Raw genomic sequence first — 17,589 nt, 5'->3', positions numbered from 1 at the left:
AACACTTCCGTTGTCTCGTTACGGAATTGTTACTTAATTGTTACATAGTTTTTACACCTTCAAGAAAGCAAGTGAAAACTATTATAAATTTCTGTTTGAAAATGCATAAATGTTTTATGACACTATATGAATTACTGCTTTTGCAGAATTGACAAAGGACTTTTCATCCATAAAATAAGATAATGACCAAATAAATGCGGAATTAAAATTGCCCAGTTCCGGAAAAGATAACATCCCTGCTACTTCTTTTTCTATAAACTTCTCTATTTATTTACTCCTGGACTTCATACCCTCTTAACTTAATGACTTCCCGACCTCAAGACCCCAAAATCTCTTGAACTCTTGATTTTATCCTTCAATAGGTATAATAATTGCTTTATTTATACATAAGGAGATAAAAATGAAAAAATATCTGTGTATCTTGGTAAGTATATTTCCCCTTTTAAGTTTCGGGGCTCCTTTTTGGAATATTCCTTCTTCTGTCACTCAACCTGATGGTTCCGTTTTAAACCTTTTTGCCAGTGGTGATGAATATGCCAACCGTTTACACGATGCCAACGGCTACACGATTATCCAAAGTCCTGTTGACGGCTATTACTATTATACGATTTTGGAAAAAGGTGAACCTGTTCCTTCTGCCTATCGTTATGGCACAATTGACCCTTCTGCTTATGGTTTAATTCCCCATATCAATATTTCCAGGGAAGCAAGGCAGAGAAAAATTGATTTTATGAATGCGCAAAAAAGAAGAAATGAACGCGGACCCAATATCGGGAATGTAAACAATTTATGCATCTATATCCGCTTCAGTGATCAAACCGAATTTGAAATTCCCCGCTCGGTATATAATGCCCGTTTTAATGAAGTTGGAGATAATGCAGTCAGCTTACGGAGCTATTTTCAGAAAGTTAGTTACAATCAACTGCAATTTATGACTTATCACTATCCTGCCTGTGCGGATATAATTAATCTTTCTTATCAGGATACTCATCCCCGTAGTTATTATCTTCCCTATAATGCAGTTACCAATCCTAATGGTTATATTGATGATGATACAAGAACATATAGAGAACACAACTTACTTATGAATGCTGTTTATGCTGTTGCCTCTCAAGTTCCTGCCTCTTTAAATATTGATGCTGATAATGATGGACGCGTGGATAATGTCTGTTTTATTATTCGGGGACCTCATTCTGCCTGGTCTGATCTTTTATGGGCACACCGCTGGGTTTTGTTTAGCCATAATGTTTCTATACGCAATAAACGGATTCAGGATTATACATTTCAGCCGGAAGACCAAAACGATGTAACTACTCTTTGTCATGAAATGTTTCATAGTGTTGGCGCTCCAGACCTTTATCATTATGAATATGATGGCTTAACTCCGGTTGGTTGTTGGGATATAATGGAAAGTGGGGAAGGTCATATATGTATGTTTATGAAATATTTTTATGGTCAATGGATTAGTTCTCTTCCGCTTGCTCAAATTGGTAATACCTATACCTTAAATCCTGTTACATCTCCAACCAATAATGTGTATATGTATCCTATTCCCGGCTCCAATTATGAATTTCTTGTGTTTGAATACCGGAAAAAAGGGGAGTGATGTTTTTGAAGAGAAATTACCCGGCTCGGGACTATTGATTTATAGAATTGATCAAAGGTTTGAAGGCAATGCTGATGGACCCCCTGAGGGAATTTATGTTTATAGACCCAATGGAACTTTAACCCATAATGGATTGGTTGCTGAAGCCCCTTTCAGCGCTGATAATTATAGAACTGCCTTTAATGTTTATACCAATCCTCAGTCCTTTTTAAATAATGGAAACACTTTTCCGATAAATCTCAAAAATATCACTTCTGCAGGAGAAACCATTAGTTTTACTCTGGCTTCACCAACTGAATCAATGGCTCCTGTAATTAGTTCTATATCTCCTGCCAGTGGTTCTATTTTACCAGCGGAAACAATTCAGCTAAATCTCCAGATAACTGATCCCGCAAACGCTTTGTTAAGAGTGGAATATACGCTTGATGGTGTTTTAGTTTATACGGCAGATAGCGAACCTTTTTCCGGTGAAATTAATGGTAACCTTTTAACTGCAGGAGTTCATAATATAGGAATAACCGCTTTTTCTGCTTCCAATCTGACTACAAACCTGAATGTTTATTACCGGATAATTGATCCTAACCTGCAAAATTGGTTTTCCTGGATTTCTCCTGAACCGCTTTGGACAGAATACTCTCGGGGTGCTATTCCCATAAAAGTTGCCGTAAATATGGATTTGGGAACTCAGGAATACCTTGTAAAAGGTCTTCGTTTTAAGATAACTCCTGATCCCTGGGGAGAACCTGATATTCCGGGACTTGTTGTTGCTCAAATAAATCGTTTTGCCAATGGAGCAATTACGGAACAGGTTTTATTGAGCATCGGTTATATTTTTAATACTGGTTATGATCCCAACTTTGTATACACAATATCTGATACAACAAGCATTTCAGGTCAGATTGCCGTAATATTAGACCTTTTTGAATATCAAAATATCTGTTTTGACCAAAATGCCTCCTGTGGTCACAGCTGGATTACAGAGCCCAATAGAATATGGACTGATGCTTTAGGTAGAGGCGTTGTTGGCTCTGCAGGAATAGAATTGCTTTTACAAAAACCTAATGTTGCTTCCGATGATCCTTGTATTCCTGCTGTAAATTTATCTCTTTCCAGCTACCCCAATCCCTTTACCGAAACCAATAAAATCAAATATTCCCTGCCCGAAAGCAGTAAAGTAAATCTATCCATTTACAATATTAAAGGTCAGAAAGTTACAACTCTGCAGGCGGAAAATAAAAAAGCCGGAAATTATGAACTGGAATGGAACGGAAAGGATTCTTCAGGAAATAAAGTCGGTAGCGGATTATACTTTTGCCGTCTGGAAACAAACGGAAAGATTGTTACAACAAAACTGCTGAAACTGAAGGGAATGTAAAATGAAGAATATAAAATTAAAGAGGGTTTAGAGAGTTGAGAAGGTTTAGAGGGTTGAGATGGTTGAGAAGGTTTAGAGGGTTTAGAGGCCCTCTGCCCTTTGCTCTCGGCGTTGCTGATATAATAGCATTCTAAAAAGCAATTGACATATTCAACGCTTTTAATTTTCAAGTAAAGAATAGAAAGAAATGTAATTAACACAAGGAGCAATAATGCCCTATATATCTAATACTGAAAGAGATAGGCAAAAAATCCTGAAGACAATCGGCGTAAACAAATTTGAGGATTTGCTTACCGCAATTCCCGAAGAATTAAGAATGAAAAAACCGCTTACCCTATCTGAGCCCCTTTCTGAACTGGAAATAACTAAAAATATCCAAGCCAAAAAGGGCAAAAATATTTCCTGCGAAAAGGTAAATTCCTTTTTAGGCGGTGGAATTTACGATCATTTTGTCCCTTCTGCAATAGAGACAATTGTTTCCCGTCCCGAATTTCTTACTGCCTACACTCCTTATCAGGCAGAAGTTAGCCAGGGCACACTTCAGTATATATTTGAATATCAGACCTTGATTTGTGAACTTACAGGGATGGAAATTGCCAATGCTGGAATGTATGATGGCGCAAGCTCAATAGCGGAAGCAATTTTAATGGCTGTGCGTAAAAATCATTTAACCAAAGCCATTTTGCCTGCAACCTTAAATCCGAATTATGTTCAATTAATTAAGGCCTATACTGAAGGTAATGGAATTGAACTTTTATTTGCTCCCGAAAAAGATGGAGTAACGGATTTATCTGCCTTAGCAAGTATGCTAAATGATACAATTGGCAGTGTAGTTATTCAGACCCCTAATTTTTATGGCAACATAGAGGATGCCAAGGCAATTGAAAGTATCGTGCATAAAAACCCTAAATGTTTACTTATTGCCTGTGCTGATCCTGTTTCCTTAGCTATCCTTATGCCTCCTGCAGAATATAATGCAGATATTGCAGTTGGAGAAGGTCAGGCGCTTGGCAATAATATGTTTTTTGGGGGTCCGCTCTTTGGTTTTTTTGCTACTAAACTGGATATGGCTCGTTTAATGCCTGGTAGAATTGTTGGCGGAACCATAGATAAGGATGGTAAAAAAGCTTATGTTTTAACTCTGCAGGCAAGAGAGCAACATATCCGTCGGGCAAAAGCCACTTCCAATATCTGTTCCAATGAATCGCTTTGCACTTTGTCAGCAGTGGTTTATTTATGTTTATTAGGGAAAGAAGGTCTTGTTGAAATAGCCACTCAATCCGCTCAAAAAGCACATTATACGGCAAACGAACTCTGTAAAATCCCCGGTTTGGCTCTTGCCTATCCAAAGACATATTTCTTCAAAGAATTTGTGCTTAAAACTCCGAAGAAAGCGGAAGAAATAATTAAAGCTCTATTATCTGAGAATATCTATGCTGGGATTGACCTTGCTCCTTACGGAAAACCTGATGAACTGATGATTGCCGTAACGGAAAAGAAAACCAAAGCAGAAATTGACAGTTTCGTCCAAGCAATGCGGGAGGTTGTAAAATGAGCAAAACCATTTTTGAACATAGCACTGACGGCAGAAAAGGGGTAACTTTACCCAAGCGGGAAATAGATATTCCTGTGGCAACAATGTTTCCGGAAACAATGCTAAGAACCAAAAAAGCTCGTCTACCCGAAGTCAGCGAACTGGATGTGATGCGGCATTATATTACTCTTTCCCAGAAAAATCATTTTATAGAAAAGGGTTTATATCCTTTGGGCAGTTGCACAATGAAGTATAATCCCAAGCTTCACGAAACCCTAATTAGGGATTCAGCTTTTACTTCTTTGCATCCTTATCAGCCGGAAGAAACACTGCAAGGCGCTTTGGAACTGATGTATGAACTCCAAAAAGACCTGGCTGAAATTGCTGGAATGGCAGGTGTTACATTACAACCCTCTGCCGGAGCTCAAGGTGAATTTACCGGTATCAAAATTGTTTCTGCCTATCATAAAGCCAAAGGAAATACGCATAAAGATACAATCATCATTCCTGATAGTGCGCATGGAACTAATCCTGCCACCTGTAGTTTGGTGGGCTATAAAACAGTGGAACTTGCTTCTAATGAAAAAGGTCGTTGTAACATTGCCAAATTGCGCGAATTGGTAAATGAAAATACAGCGGGAATTATGATTACCAATCCCAGTACCTTGGGACTTTTTGAAACCCAAATTGAAGAAATAGCTGATATTATTCATAGTGTTGATGCCTTAATGTATATGGACGGAGCTAACTTAAATGCCCTTTTGGGAATAGTTCAGCCCGGGAAAATCGGTTTTGATTTGATGCACTTCAATTTGCATAAGACCTTTGCCACACCTCATGGAGGGGGAGGTCCCGGTTCAGGTCCTGTAGCTGTAAATGAGAAGTTACTGCCTTTTTTGCCTGTTCCCGTTATTACTAAAGACGAAAAGGGCTATCATCTTTCTTTTTCAAATGAAAAGACCTCCATTGGCAAAGTGCATAGTTTTTATGGTAATTTCGCTGTTTTAATCCGTGCCTATATCTATATTAAAATGTTAGGAGCGGAAGGTTTACAAAGGGTTTCCGAAAATGCCATATTGAATGCCAATTACCTTATGAAACGCTTGAATCCATATTATCATATTGAACATCAGGAACCCTGTATGCATGAATTTGTGATGGATGGAACCAGGCAAAAGAAAGAATCGGGAATTACTACTTTGGATATAGCCAAACGCCTTTTAGATAAAGGGTTCCATGCACCTACTATATATTTTCCACTCATCATTCCGGAAGCAATGATGGTGGAACCAACAGAAACAGAATCCCTGGAAAGTTTGGATGCCTTTGCCACTGCAATGATAGAAATTGCTGCAGAGTGCAAAGAAAATCCAGAACTTGTTAAGGAAGCTCCTTTAACAACTCCTGTAAGAAGAGTGGATGATGCTCGCGCAGTTAAAATGCTGGAGCCGATTTTTCCACTTCAGGATTAACTTTATACCTTGTTCAGAAGAGGAGAAACAATGAAAAAATATATCTTAACTCTATCAGTTCTGTTAGCACTATTTGCTTTTGCTTATGCCCAACCCGTTAAGCTTGGTTTTGTAAATACCGACCGTCTGCTCTTGGATAGTAACGAAGCAGCGGAAGTAGCCAGGTTATTTGCGTTGGATAAACAGAACTGGACAAATCAAATTAAATCGCTGGATGAAGAAATCAAACAAATGGAGCGCGATTTTGAAATCCGCAAACTAACGATGAACGATGCCGCTAAAAGAGAAGCTCAAAGTAGGATTGATACCAAAAAAGCGGAAGCAGGGCGCCTTCTGGAAGAATATTTTGGTGATGGGGGAAAGGCGGAACAGCGTTATCGCGAACTTATTGATCCTTTAACCTTGAAAATCCATAACCTCATTAAAAAAATTGCCGAAGACGAAAAATACACAATGATTTTTGATGTTAGTATGGGCAGTGTCCTTTATGCTCTTCCCGCTTTGGATTTAACTGATCAGATTTTACTGGAGCTGAATAAAGATACGATAAAACCAACTGAAGGAACAACACCAGAACCTCCCAAACCGGAAGGTGAAATACCTCCTGAAATTAAGCCACCTGAGGGTTTCGGTGATGAATTTAAGCCGGATAAATTATGAAGCGTTTTAACACTCCTATAAATAGTGAACTTCTTACTCAAATCTGCCAGGGAGAACTGAAAGGCAAAATACCATCTGTCCTTTGTAAAGTTGGCGAACCGGAAGAAGCGGATGAACAAACCATTATTTTCTTAGAGCAGGAAAAACTTCTGGAAAAAGTGAAAGCCAGTTCTGCCGGCTTGATTATTACTACGGAGAAATTTATTTCCGAGCTTCCGGAAAGAGCTTTACTGCTTGTTCAAAAGCCCTATTATTCACTAATGCGATTGATTAGCTGGTGGCTGGAACAGGAAAATAAGGACTTTATTTATGCAATTCAACCAACAGCAATTGTGGCAGAAGATGTTCGTTTTGAAGGAGAAGTGGCAATAGGAAGCAATGTTGTTATCGGTAGTGGTTGTATTTTAGGCAAGGGAGTGATTATTGGCGAAGGATGTTCTCTGGGAAAAAATGTTTCTGTAGGAGCGGGCACCAAGCTCTATCCAAATGTTTGCGTTTATGATGATTGCGTTATCGGTAGGAATTGTATTCTTCATAGCGGAGTAATTATCGGCGCAGATGGTTTTGGTTTTATGCTAATTGAGGGCATTCAGCAAAAAATTCCGCAGGTAGGAAATGTTGTTATTGGCGATGGTGTAGAAATTGGAGCTAATAGTTGTATTGATAGAGCTACTTTAGGCAGCACTATAATCGGCAATGGCACTAAAATAGACAACCTGGTTCAGGTTGGTCATAATTGCATTATTGGAGAGCATAGTATTCTTTGTGCTCAAGTTGGCTTGGCAGGAAGCACCGTTGTAGGTGATTATGTTTATCTTGCAGGTCAGGTAGGAATTGCCGATCACTTGCAAATAGGGAACAGAGCTATGGTTGGAGCTCAATCAGGTGTTTCTACTAATATTCCCGATGACGGAAGGTATTTTGGCTATCCCGCTCTGGAGGCGAACCTTACAAAGCGGATTATGGCTGTGCAAAAGAATTTACCCGAAATGTATCATTTTTACCTGAAGGCAAAAAAACAAGAAACTGAGAACGGAGAAAAATAATGGAATACAAACAAACAATTGGTGGAGAATCAACTTATACAGGAATTGGATTGCACTCCGGAGAAATTAGCACGATCAGATTCAAACCCGCAAAAGCGGATGAAGGAATTGTTTTTATCCGAACCGATTTACCCGGAAAACCCAAAATTCCTGCCGATATTGATCATGTTGTAGATATTTCCCGGGGCACAACAATTGGCATCAATGGCGCTACTGTAGCCACTATTGAACATGTTCTTTCTGCCATTGCCGGAATGAGAATTGATAATATCTGCATTGAAATAAACGGACCTGAAGCACCTGTGGCAGATGGTTCCGCCGTTGTTTTCTTAAATCTTTTACGGCAATGCGGAATTGTGCAACAGGATAGTGAACGGGAATATTTTGAGCTGGATTCGCCTATCAGTTTTTCCGCTCCGGAAGATAATGTGGATATTGTAATTGTGCCTTCCAATGAACTGAAAATAACCTTTATGATTGATTACAAACATCCTTATCTGGGAACGCAATATACCTGGTTGCCTTCTTTGGATAATTATGAAAAGGATTTTGCAGGAGCCCGCACTTTTTGTTTTATCAACGAGATTCTGGAACTGAAAAATATGGGTTTAATAAAAGGTGGTTCTCTGGAAAATGCGTTGGTTATTGCCGAACCTAATATCAGCGAAGCAGAATTGAAGCACTTGCAGGATATTTTTGGTTATCATAAACCGATTACTGTTTCACCAGAAGGTATATTGAACAGCCATCCTTTAAGGTATTACAACGAATTCGTCCGGCACAAAGTTGTTGATTTGATTGGCGATATAGCTCTTTTGGGAGTTCCTATTAAAGGGCATATTCTGGCAGCGCGTAGTGGACATAAAACCAATGTGGAACTGGTGAAAAAGTTGCGACAAATACAGAAAAAACACCAGCTCCAAAAGATATACCAAAAAGACAAATCCAAAGATGTGGTCTTTGATATCAATGCTATTTTGCGGATTTTACCGCATCGCTATCCTTTTTTGCTGGTAGATAAAATTATTGAATTCATTCCAGGAGAGTCACTTGTAGGCATTAAAAATGTTACTATCAACGAACCCTTTTTCCAGGGTCATTTTCCCGGTCATCCTATTATGCCGGGAGTTCTAATTATTGAAGGAATGGCTCAGGCAGGTGGAATAATGTTACTTAATCAAATGGATAATCCTCAAAATTATGTTGCTTATTTTGCTAGTATTGATAATGTAAAATTTCGGAAACCTGTTTTACCTGGAGATACACTGCGTTATGAACTGAAAGTGATTTCCCTAAAAAGGTCTTTGGCAAAAATGCACGGAGAAACATTCGTTGAAGGAGAAAAAGTTGCTGAAGGTGACTTTTTGGCTATGATTATGGAGAGAGAAAAATGACTATTATTCACCCTACTGCAATTATGGAAGAAGGCGCGGTTATTGGCGATAACTGTTACATCGGTCCCTATTGTCATATCGGAAAAGATGTTGTATTGGGCTCAAATAATAACCTGATTGCCAATGTTACTATTTTGGGAAACACAATTATAGGAGACGGAAATAAAATTTTCCCCTACGCCGTTTTGGGAACTGAACCTCAGGATTTGAAATATAAAGGTGAACCAACCCGTTTGCGGGTAGGCAGTAACAATACCATTCGCGAATTTGTTACTATCAATTGCAGTAATCAAATGGAGGAGGATACCGTTGTTGGCGATAACAACCTTTTAATGGAATATGCGCATATTGCTCACAACTGTCAAATCGGTTCCGGTTGCGTTATTGCCAATGTGGTTCAGTGCGGAGGACATATTCATATTGGTGATTTTGCCACGGTTGGCGGTTTAACGGCAATTCACCAGTTTGTCCATATTGGTGCTTATGCCTTTGTGGGTGGGGCTTCGGCAACAAACAAAGATATTGTTCCTTTTTCTCGCGGACAGGGAAATCCCTATAAGACAGTTGGACTGAATAGCATTGGTATGATGAGAAAGGGCTTTACCAGCGAGACAATTGCCGCTATCAAGGAAATATATAATCTCTTTTATCGCAGTGGATTAAATACTTCTCAAGCATTGGAAAAAGCACTTCAAATACCAAATCCTACACCTGAACAGATAATCTTTATCCAGTTTGTCCAAAACGCCCAAAGAGGTATCTCCAACTAATATTGAACTTACCGGGAAAATAATGCCTGCGGTTGTTCAGTATGCTTTTATACCATTTCCGTATTCATAAACCCAACTAATGCAGTTCAGAATAAATGGATTGGCAAATTGGAAGTTGTCAGCCCATTTTCCTTCAACTGTATTATTGGAGTTAAACCCTTTAAAAAGATAAAATCTTACCTACTTACAACTCATCCTCCACCCATCCTTTAGATTGGGTTGATGATGGGTTATAATTAAGGATGAGGAAAAAATATACCCTCCGGAAAAGTCAGGAGTTGTCACTGCCAAAATAACTTTTACCCTTCCCACAAATTCATTTGGCGGAGAGGACTTATGAATGTCCCCCAAATAATTTTAGCTCCCTTAATCATCTCTCAATAAAATACTTAGGCACACTATAAGTCCCTCACCAAAAATATTTTTTCCGATTTCTGCTTTTTTTTCTTGCTTTTTTCTTTTTCCGGATTATACTATAAATTGCGTTACCAAATTTTGGGAGCAGCGGCAAAGAATTATAAAGTTGACTTCGAGTCAGTATCTAATATTGCATTGGCTGCTCCCTTTATTTTTGTTCCTTTTTTAGTTTAGCCCACCAGTCAATCCGTTTCTGAATTTCTTTTTCAAAACCGTAAGTTCCCGGTTTATAATATATCTTTTCCGGCATCTGTTCGGGGAAATACTTCTGGTAATAATACTTGTATTCATATTCATGGTCGTAATGATAATCCTTACCATAATTCAGGTCTTTCATCAATTGCGTGGGCGCATTTCTAATATGCAAAGGAACACCGTAGTGACTTGTTTTTCTGGCATCTTCCGCTGCTTCTTCATAAGCCGTATAAAGGGCATTACTTTTAGGTGCAGTAGCCAAATAAACCACCAATTGAGCCAAAGCAGTACTTGCTTCAGGCATTCCTATAAAAAGAACAGCTTCCTTTACTGCAATTGCCTGAACCAAGGCATTCGGATCTGCCAAACCCACATCTTCGCTGGCAAAACGAATCAAACGACGCACAATATAACGCGGGTCTTCCCCTGCTTCCAACATTCTTGCCAGCCAGTAAAGTCCCGCTTGCGGGTCTGAACCTCTTAGCGATTTATGTAATGCGGAAATCAGGTTATAATGTTCCTCGCGGTTTTTATCATAGAACATTGTCTTTTTCGCCAGGAATTTTGCCAGTTCCTCAGTTTTCGGATGCGGTTTCTTTTGCAGATAAGGCAAAACCAGCTCCAAATCGTTCAAGACCCTTCTGGCATCACCTCCGGCATTTTGAGCCATCCAGTTTATAATTTCTTCATCCTCTTCCAATTTCAATTCTGCAAAACCGCGCTTCAATATTATTTTCAGGTCATTTTCACTCAATGCCTCCAGCACAAAAACAGTGCACCGGGAAAGCAATGCCGGAATCACTTCAAAAGATGGATTTTCCGTTGTTGCTCCGATTAAAATAATGGCTCCACTTTCCACATAAGGCAGAAAGGCATCCTGCTGACTTTTATTAAAACGGTGAATTTCATCAATGAACAAAATACTGCGCTTGTTTTGCGTCCGATGCAGATAATCCGCTTCTTTCATCACTGCTTTTACATCACTGATGCTGGCAAGAACAGCTGAAAAACGGATAAAATTGTAACCGCTGTTTTTCTCTATAATCCTGGCAATGGTTGTTTTTCCGCTACCCGGAGGACCCCATAAAATAAAGGAATGATACTCTCCGCTTTCAATCATCTGCCTTAAAGGCGAATTTTCAGCTATCAGCTTTGTCTGACCTAATAGCTCTTCCAGTGTTTGAGGTCTTAATTTTTCAGCCAGCGGAACTGTCTTAGTGCTTAATTCTTCTCTATCAAAAAGAGTGCTTTGATCTTTATTTGCCATTATCTAAAAGCTCAATCCTCCATCAATCCGGATAATTCGGAAGGATCAAACCACTGTAAAGCACCCTGCAAACGCTGAATTTCCGAAAGTAAAATTGACTTGTGACCTTCTTCTTCCTTAGCAAATTGCAGTAGTTGTTTCTTAATTTCGGGTTCCCTGGTCTGCTCTGCCATATTTTTATAGAGCTCAACGGATTCTTCTTCTTTGGTGATGGCAAATTCCAAGACCACCTGCGGATCATTCAAATTTACACCTTGCATTTCTTTAATCGGTTCTTCCTGTAGAGTTATTGTTTGCCCGGGAAACTCTTTGGCAAAAGCAGACCTCACCTTTTCCTCATGCATTTTTTCTAAAACGACCAGTTCCTTGAATACATTGCTGGTTTCGGGCTTGGCAAAACTCTTTGCTAATGCCTGATACATCTTTTGTGCTCTGATCTCTTCCGCTATCACCATCCGGTAACTATCTTCTAAAGTCATTTGTTTCACCTCCCTGTTAATAACATAATAATCGGATTGGGCAAAAAAAGCAAACGGGATATAATGCGAGGTGGAGAGATGGAAAATAAAGAGAAAAAGTTTATATTAACAAAGAGAAAAAGAGAAAAAGAGAAGAATGAAAAAGTGAGATGGCGAGATGGAGAGATGGAAAATAAAGAGATAAAGAGACAATATTAACAAAGGGATAAAGAGAAAAAGAGAGAATATTAACAAAGAGGAAAAGAGGAAAAGATTATATTAACAAAGAGGAAAAGAGACAAAGAGAAAAAGAAGAAAAGAGAAGGATGAAGTAAGTCAGGAGTTGTCACTGCCCAAATAACTTTTACACATCCCACAAACTCATTTGGCAGTGAGGACTAATGACGACGACTTATTTCACGCAGATTTCGCTGATTACGCAGATGACAGGATTGATTGGATCAGCAGGATTTATAATTATTAATTTATAATCTGTTTGAATCAGTTAAATCAATGTTGCTATTCCGTTATGAGACATATACGCCGATAAAGTTATTTCCAAGAGAAAAGTAATGAAGGCGTAAATGCTTCCTGATAAAAGTAAGCTTGTCTGGATTCCTGCTTTTATAGGAATGACAAAAGGGGAAAATGATATTAGACCTCTAAACCTCTTGACCCCTTGACCTAAATACCTCAAGACCTCAAGACCCCTTGACCCCTTGACCTCAAGAAACCTTGACCCTTTGATTTCTCGCCTTTTGGCTATTCCGTAATTTTTTGCTTGACAGAAATGAGGTTTTATTTTTTAAGGATAAATTGATAACGCGAGGTGGAGCAGCTGGTAGCTCGTCGGGCTCATAACCCGAAGGCCGAAGGTTCGAATCCTTCCCTCGCTACCAATTTTTTAGAGTTTGGCTTTTATAAGACGAACTCTTTTTTTTAGGAATAGGGGTTTTAAATAAGTGACAAAAAATTGAATTTGTCACCCCTATATAAAGTGGACTATCTTATAAAAGAAAAGTGGCGGTGTAGCTCAGCTGGTTAGAGCGTCGGAATCATAATCCGCAGGTCCGGGGTTCAAATCCCTGCGCCGCTACCATTTTTTTTGCGCCAGTAGCTCAGTAGGATAGAGCAGCAGCCTTCTAAGCTGCGGGTCGGGGGTTCGAATCCCTTCTGGCGTGCCATTTGAGGTTCTATTTCAGATAATAAATAAGATAAAATTGTGGTGGGTGTAGTTCAACGGCAGAGCACCGGATTGTGGTTCCGGGCGTTGTGGGTTCAAATCCCATCACCCACCCCATTTATTCTTTCTTTTGCGGGAATGACAAAAAGGTCGCAGGAATGGCAAAAAGGAATAACAAAGTGATTTTTATTTAAGAAATGAAGTAATAAGGTAACCGATGAATATATTTTTAGGCATAGATATTGGAGGTTCCAGTTTTAAGTATGGCTGGGGCAACTGTGAAGAAGGTTTACAATCCTATCAAACCCTTGTTCTGCAAAGGAAAAACATAGATGACTTCTTTGCTGTGGCGAAAGAGTTGTTTAACGATGTTGACAGTAAAATCGGGCTTAACAATATAAAGGGAATCGGAATCGGAATGCCAGGTGCAATAGATAAAACCACGGGTTTGGTAACAGAAAACAATCCCAATTTGCCTTTTTGGGTGGAGCACCATCCGCGTGAATTGCTTCCCGAAAATTGTAATATTCCTTTCGCTTTTGATAACGATGCCAATTTGATGGCTTTAGCCGAGTCGTATACGCAAAAAAAGAATTATGTTATTGGTGTTACTGTCGGCAGTGGTATCGGTTGCGGAATAGTTATTGACGGCAAAATTTATCACGGTGCTTATGGTTTTGCCGGTGAATTAGGTCATATATGCATTGTGGATAAAGGATTAAAATGCAATTGTGGGAAAAATGGCTGTTTGGAAGCGTATTCTTCAGGAGAGGGTTTACGCCGACGCTTGGCGTTAAAAAATCCCCGTTATGCGGAAATGGATTTATCTGCCATCCTTGCTATAAAGGAAACCGATACAGTAGTAGCGGATTACATTAAGCAGGGTCAACTTATGTTAGCCATTGCTTTATCCTGTCTTGCTACTTGTCTTGATCCGGAAATAATAATTATTGGTGGCGGAGCTATGGATTTGGGATTATATTATATAGAGGAATTGGAAAGTGAGATAAGAAAAAGATTGCCAGCTGCACATAGTGCTAAAGTAAAGGTTGCTAAAGCAATAAATGGCAATAAGGCAGGAGTTTTAGGAGCTATAAAACTGATAGAAGATAAGTTTAATAGCAAAGAGGAATGAAACTTGCTTTTTAATCAGGCATTAAATAAGGAGTGAATAAAATGAAAAAAACGATGCTCATTCTGGCGCTGATGGCAATGTTAATGTTGATAGCCACAGCTGGGTATGCTTATAAGGGCTCTCCTATTGAGAGTTTTGACATTACTCCCAATCCTATGTTTAAGGAATGTGTAATTTCTTTAGCTGTGTCTGTTCCTCTTAATATCAATGTTCAGATTCAGAGCTGTGATGGCAAAGTTATTTGCGATCTATACGAAGGTTTTGTGGGTAAGGACATTTATTTAAATTGGGAAAGGACTGATAGCTGTGGCAATTATGTTCCTGATGGCGAATATCTTGTCGTAGTTAATTTTTCTACCCGGTATACTTCCTTAAAGAAGACGCTTATTCTGAAATAACAACCTTTTAGAGCAGTGATGTAACTTATGCAACACAATAGAAAAAAGTCCCTCAGGGACTTTTTTTTGTTTTTGGAAGAAACAGTAACCGAGTTATTGCATATCAAACATAACAGGCATGTAAGTTTGTTAGTGGTTATTCGGCAAATTTTGTTTACGGGAGTGGAGGCGCTGCCTTTAATCGGTTTTATTGCTTTGGCAATTGGCTGTTTAACCATTATGCAGGGTTATGCTTTTTTGAGCAATTTCGGGCAGGGGATTTGGGTGCACATAATTTTGGTGAGGGTTGTAGTTGGAGAATTGAGTGGAATTATAACCGCTTTAGTAGTAATAGCCAGAAGTGGAACAGCGATTTCTACCGAGTTGGGAAATATGGTTGTGAACAGGGAAATGCAATTGTTGAAATCCTTTGACATCGCGCCGATGGGTTATCTTGTTGTCTCGCGTATTTTGGGGGTAGTAATTTCTATGCTGGTATTAACCCTTTATTTCAATATAATTGCTGTTTTAGGTGGTTGGCTCTTTGCTCAGTTTTTCAATCATTTATCATTTGGGGCATTTATGAATGATTTTTTGTCGGTTTTAACCTTTCCTTATATTTTAATGACCATCCTCAAATCCGTTATTTTCGGCTTTGTAATAGCCATAACTGCCTCTTATGAAGGGATGAGTGTTTACAGGGCATCAACGGAAGTTCCGCAACGCACTATCAAGGCAGTGGTTATTTCTATTTTTTCCGTGCTTATTTTGGATTTAATTATTTCCTGGCTATTTTGGATAGGTGCATAGTGCATATTGCCTTTAAGAATGTTTCTATAAATGGTTTATTGCACAATTTCAATCTTAATTTTACCACAGATGGTTGTACTGTGCTTTATGATCCCTGTGAAAAGTATTCATCTACTATTTTAATTGCTTTAATGGGATTGTATAATTTGGATGAAGGCAATATCTTGCTGGATGGCATTTCCCTGGAGGAATATTGTAGGCAAAATTCCCTTATTTCCACCTTTTCCCTCGTGTTTGATGAAGGGATAATGCTTTCCAATCTTTCCTTGCGAGAGAATCTGCTGCTACCTTGGAACAAAAGGTTTGCCAGCGAGGACTATAATGCTTTTGAACAAGAACTGAAACTTTTGATGGAAGAGCTGAATTTGAATTGCGGATGGGAATTAAGACCTGCATATTTAAGCCCAGCAGAGCGCAAGTATTTTTGCTTTATTCGGTCTTTACTCTTGAAACCGAAGATTATGTTGATTGACGATCCCTATTATTTGTTCAATAAAGAAGAAAGAAGATTGCTTTTGGGTTTTTTGCAGAAACATAGTAAAAAAAGAGGAGGAACAGCGTCCTCCGGATACACCAAAAGCGGAAATAGGGAAGAGCTCTGTTTGCAGGAAATGTTAATTGGCACCAGTGACGATGATTTTACAGGCGAAATAGCAACGCAGGTTATTGATTTATCTGAAATCTGCTACTGAACAGAACTAAATAGAAGAGGTTGAGAGGGTTGAGAGGGTTGAGAAGGTTTAGAAGGTTTAGAAGGTTTAGAGGGTTGAGAAGGTTGAGATACCTTAAAGCCCGTAGGGCGACACAATGATAGCGATGGGTGCGTAAGCCCCTCGGAAAATGTAAGCCCGGAGTTCCTTTTTCCTTTTATCTTCCCCTTTTCCAAAAGCCCGTCAGGGCGATACAATGATGTAGATGGTGGCGTAAGCCCCTCGTAAAATTCACGATTTAATCGGTGGAAGGTTTTGACTTACAATTTTCACCTGCCTTCAATGTAACCACACCCCACATTCTTTTCTCGCTTACAACCATTCTGCAACTGTTTAATATATCTGAAAAATTGTGAGTCAAAACAAAACATTTTTTAAAAACTGTGTCGGCACATTCTTTTTTGCAGAATGAACTTGCTAACTCAAATCACAGCTTTCCATTAGCACACAGAATAAATATCATTCCCAAATAAATCCCAAAATTATTTCAATAATACTCCGATATGACTCCCATATCATTCCCATATCGCGATATGGGAATGATATGGGAATCTCATCCGCTGCATAAAGCAAAAAAGCAGAAATTCATACACAACTATTTTGTTTCTGTTTTAACTCACAATTTTTCGGTTTGGAGACCAATAAAAATTGTGGTTGTATGTTAAAAATGATTGCAGGGTGTGGGAATATTGAAGGAAGGTGAAAATTGTAAGTCAAAACCTCCCGCTGTTTACATCGTGAATTTTCCGAGGGGCTTACGCCACCTTCTACATCATTGTGTCGCCCTAAGGGGCTTATTTTTCCAGATGTGGTGAAAAAAGGAACTCGGAGCTTTCATTTCCCGAGGGGCTTACGCACCCATCGCTATCATTGTATCGCCCTCTGGGCTTTGATGAAATCTCAACCTTCTAAACAGTTTCAACCCTCTCAACCTTTTTTCCCGAGGGGCTTACGCACCCATCGCTATCATTGTATCGCCCTCCGGGCTTTGATGAAATCTCAACCTTCTAAACCTTTTCAACCCTCTCAAACTTTTTTTCCGAGGGGCTTACGCACCCATCGCTATCATTGTATCGCCCTCTGGGCTTTAAGGTATCTCTACACTCTAAACTTTCTAAACCTTCTCAACCCTCTCAACCTTCACAACCATCTAAACCTTCTCAACCTTCAAAACCCTCTA

General features: G+C 39.1%; 14 protein-coding genes and 4 tRNA genes. 16 read left to right on the top strand and 2 right to left on the bottom strand.

Translation table 11 applies throughout. The features are described 5' to 3' along the window. Positions 1 to 400 precede the first annotated feature (400 nt). The 8 genes from CLOAM_RS09995 (at position 401) to lpxA (ending at position 9,857) form a co-directional block, all read left to right on the top strand. Positions 401 to 1,606: a M6 family metalloprotease domain-containing protein gene (locus CLOAM_RS09995; protein ID WP_015425098.1), complete on the top strand. Its 1,206-nt coding sequence runs from the start codon at positions 401 to 403 to the stop codon at positions 1,604 to 1,606. Continuing rightward, positions 1,566 to 2,981 carry a FlgD immunoglobulin-like domain containing protein gene (locus CLOAM_RS09990; RefSeq protein ID WP_232502663.1) on the top strand — a complete coding sequence of 472 codons (1,416 nt, stop codon included), beginning with the start codon at positions 1,566 to 1,568 and terminating at the stop codon, positions 2,979 to 2,981. Before CLOAM_RS09995 ends, CLOAM_RS09990 begins: the two co-directional genes overlap by 41 nt. A gap of 211 nt (positions 2,982 to 3,192) precedes the next feature. Then, on the top strand, positions 3,193 to 4,536 hold the full coding sequence (gene gcvPA / locus CLOAM_RS06555; RefSeq protein ID WP_015425096.1) for an aminomethyl-transferring glycine dehydrogenase subunit GcvPA: 1,344 nt from the start codon (positions 3,193 to 3,195) through the stop codon (positions 4,534 to 4,536). Continuing rightward, positions 4,533 to 5,987 carry an aminomethyl-transferring glycine dehydrogenase subunit GcvPB gene (gene gcvPB, locus CLOAM_RS06550; RefSeq protein ID WP_015425095.1) on the top strand — a complete coding sequence of 485 codons (1,455 nt, stop codon included), beginning with the start codon at positions 4,533 to 4,535 and terminating at the stop codon, positions 5,985 to 5,987. Before gcvPA ends, gcvPB begins: the two co-directional genes overlap by 4 nt. Before the next feature lie 30 nt (positions 5,988 to 6,017). After that, positions 6,018 to 6,647, top strand: a complete 630-nt coding sequence (locus CLOAM_RS06545) for an OmpH family outer membrane protein (protein WP_044279025.1) — start codon at positions 6,018 to 6,020, stop codon at positions 6,645 to 6,647. After that, positions 6,644 to 7,693, top strand: coding sequence for a UDP-3-O-(3-hydroxymyristoyl)glucosamine N-acyltransferase (gene lpxD / locus CLOAM_RS06540; RefSeq protein WP_015425093.1), 1,050 nt, complete (start codon positions 6,644 to 6,646; stop codon positions 7,691 to 7,693). The genes CLOAM_RS06545 and lpxD overlap by 4 nt, the downstream gene beginning before the upstream one ends. Further along, complete coding sequence (locus CLOAM_RS06535; RefSeq protein WP_015425092.1) at positions 7,693 to 9,087, top strand: bifunctional UDP-3-O-[3-hydroxymyristoyl] N-acetylglucosamine deacetylase/3-hydroxyacyl-ACP dehydratase; 1,395 nt, start codon at positions 7,693 to 7,695, stop codon at positions 9,085 to 9,087. The genes lpxD and CLOAM_RS06535 overlap by 1 nt, the downstream gene beginning before the upstream one ends. Beyond that, positions 9,084 to 9,857: an acyl-ACP--UDP-N-acetylglucosamine O-acyltransferase gene (gene lpxA, locus CLOAM_RS06530; protein ID WP_015425091.1), complete on the top strand. Its 774-nt coding sequence runs from the start codon at positions 9,084 to 9,086 to the stop codon at positions 9,855 to 9,857. Before CLOAM_RS06535 ends, lpxA begins: the two co-directional genes overlap by 4 nt. Positions 9,858 to 10,422: 565 nt before the next feature. Here lpxA and CLOAM_RS06525 read toward each other — a convergent pair. Beyond that, the gene (locus CLOAM_RS06525) at positions 10,423 to 11,736 is read right to left on the bottom strand and encodes a replication-associated recombination protein A (RefSeq protein WP_015425089.1); all 1,314 of its coding nucleotides are present in this window, start codon (positions 11,734 to 11,736) and stop codon (positions 10,423 to 10,425) included. 11 nt (positions 11,737 to 11,747) lie between these two features. After that, the gene (locus CLOAM_RS06520) at positions 11,748 to 12,215 is read right to left on the bottom strand and encodes a ferritin-like domain-containing protein (protein WP_044279024.1); all 468 of its coding nucleotides are present in this window, start codon (positions 12,213 to 12,215) and stop codon (positions 11,748 to 11,750) included. Positions 12,216 to 13,017: 802 nt separating this feature from the next. On the opposite strand from CLOAM_RS06520, the gene CLOAM_RS06515 reads away from it, so the two are divergent. The 8 genes from CLOAM_RS06515 (at position 13,018) to CLOAM_RS06480 (ending at position 16,391) form a co-directional block, all read left to right on the top strand. Beyond that, positions 13,018 to 13,093 (top strand) — tRNA-Met (locus tag CLOAM_RS06515). A gap of 123 nt (positions 13,094 to 13,216) precedes the next feature. Next, positions 13,217 to 13,293: transfer RNA gene (locus tag CLOAM_RS06510), tRNA-Met, on the top strand. An 8-nt stretch (positions 13,294 to 13,301) separates the two neighbouring features. Further along, positions 13,302 to 13,378, top strand: a tRNA-Arg gene (locus CLOAM_RS06505). A 41-nt stretch (positions 13,379 to 13,419) separates the two neighbouring features. Beyond that, positions 13,420 to 13,494, top strand: a tRNA-His gene (locus CLOAM_RS06500). Positions 13,495 to 13,594: 100 nt separating this feature from the next. Beyond that, positions 13,595 to 14,512: an ROK family protein gene (locus CLOAM_RS09070; protein WP_015425087.1), complete on the top strand. Its 918-nt coding sequence runs from the start codon at positions 13,595 to 13,597 to the stop codon at positions 14,510 to 14,512. Positions 14,513 to 14,553: 41 nt separating this feature from the next. Further along, positions 14,554 to 14,910 carry a hypothetical protein gene (locus CLOAM_RS06490; RefSeq protein WP_044279023.1) on the top strand — a complete coding sequence of 119 codons (357 nt, stop codon included), beginning with the start codon at positions 14,554 to 14,556 and terminating at the stop codon, positions 14,908 to 14,910. Between the two features lie 27 nt (positions 14,911 to 14,937). After that, positions 14,938 to 15,699, top strand: coding sequence for an ABC transporter permease (locus CLOAM_RS06485; RefSeq protein WP_015425085.1), 762 nt, complete (start codon positions 14,938 to 14,940; stop codon positions 15,697 to 15,699). Next, positions 15,699 to 16,391 (top strand): ATP-binding cassette domain-containing protein, encoded by a 693-nt coding sequence (locus CLOAM_RS06480; protein WP_044279022.1) that lies wholly within the window; start codon positions 15,699 to 15,701, stop codon positions 16,389 to 16,391. Before CLOAM_RS06485 ends, CLOAM_RS06480 begins: the two co-directional genes overlap by 1 nt. Positions 16,392 to 17,589: the final 1,198 nt, after the last annotated feature.

This window comes from Candidatus Cloacimonas acidaminovorans str. Evry (assembly GCF_000146065.2).
Taxonomy (GTDB): domain Bacteria; phylum Cloacimonadota; class Cloacimonadia; order Cloacimonadales; family Cloacimonadaceae; genus Cloacimonas; species Cloacimonas acidaminivorans.
The sequence above is the reverse complement of the archived record's forward strand: the minus strand, read 5'-3'. Positions and strand labels throughout refer to the sequence as shown.